We start from the raw sequence: 1,482 nt of genomic DNA, 5'->3' as shown, positions 1-1,482 counted from the left end.
TTCGGTGGAGGCGCCGGTCGAGCGGTTCGCGCTGGTGTCCGACGAGGACCGTGCCAAGCTGCCTGAAGGGCTGGCCGACGCCTACCCGATGGCGCAGGCCCAGATCGGCATGGTCGTCGACATGCTGACCCACGACCGGCACAGCAATTACCACAACGTCGCCACCAGCCGAATGCGCGACGAGCGGCCCTTCTCTCCCGAGGCGCTGCGGGAGGCGGCGCGGATCGTCGCCGAGCGGCACGAGGTGCTGCGTACCTCCTTCGATCTGGACACCTTTTCGGTACCGATGCAGCTGGTGCACGCCGAGGCGCTGATCCCGGTCACGACACGCGATCAGCGCGGTCTGGACGCCGGGGCCCTGCACGCGTTCTTCGAGGAGTTCCACGACCAGGAGCGGGCCCGCTTCTTCGACCTCTCCCGGCCCCCGATGCTCCGGCTCTGCGCACATCTGGCCGACGACGGCTGGTGGCTGTCGATCACCGAATTCCACGGGATCGTGGAGGGCTGGAGCTACCACTCGCTCCTCAGGGAACTGCTCGACTGCTATCTGCGGATCAGGGACGGCGAGGAGCCGGAACCGCTGCCGGACACCTCCGTCCGGTACGCCGACTCCATCGCGGGTGAACTGCGCTCCCTGGCCTCAGAGGAGGACCGCGCCTACTGGGCCGACGTCCTGGACACCGCTCCGACGTTCCGGCTGCCGGACGGCTGGGGCGACGGCGCCGGGCCGTCCGAGGCGTACTGGGTGTCCGTGCCCTTCGACGACCTGATGGACGGACTGCGGGCGCTGGCCACCGCCGCGAACGCCTCGCTGAAGAGCGTGCTCGTCGCCGCGCACGGCAAGGTGCTGAGCGCGCTGACCGACCTGCCGCGGTTCAGTGTCGGCGTGGTCACGCACACCCGGCCCGAAGCGGTGGGCGCCGACCGCGTCTACGGCATGCACCTCAATACGGTGCCGTTCGTTTTCGACCGGCGGGCGCGTACGTGGCGTGAGCTGGTGCGGGACGTTTTCGTCCGGGAGGCCGGGATGTGGCCGCACCGGCGGTTCCCCATGCCCGAGATGCAGCGCATGGCGGGCGGCAGACGGGTCGTCGACGTCCTCCTCAACCACGTCGACTTCGACCGGCTGGACAACGGCGCGGTCGACCTCGACACCAGCATGGCGCCCGGGACCACCGAGTTCGACCTGGCGGTGACCACGCTCTCCAGGCGGATCGGGCTCAAGAGTCATACGGGGGTGTTGAGCCGGGTGAATGCGGGGCGGTTGGCGGCGATGTACCGGGGTGTGCTGGAGGCGATGGCGGGTGATGTGGAGGGTGATGCGGGGGAGGTGTTTTTGCCTGGGGGTGAGGTGGAGTTGTTGGCGGGGTTGAGTGGTGGTGTGGGTGTTGTTCCGGGTGTTGGTGGTGGGGTGTTGGGGCGGTTTGAGGAGTGTGTGGTGGGGGCGGGGGATGCGGTGGCGGTGGTGGCTGGTGGTGGGGT

General features: G+C 69.1%; 1 protein-coding gene. It reads left to right on the top strand.

What is annotated here, in order from left to right:
• A partial coding sequence (locus tag ACZ6CL_RS42955; RefSeq protein WP_468947024.1) for a condensation domain-containing protein occupies positions 1-1,482 on the top strand: 1,482 nt, incomplete at both ends.

The organism is Streptomyces sp. NPDC041200 (assembly GCF_055591805.1).
This window is presented reverse-complemented; position numbering and strand designations above follow the sequence as displayed.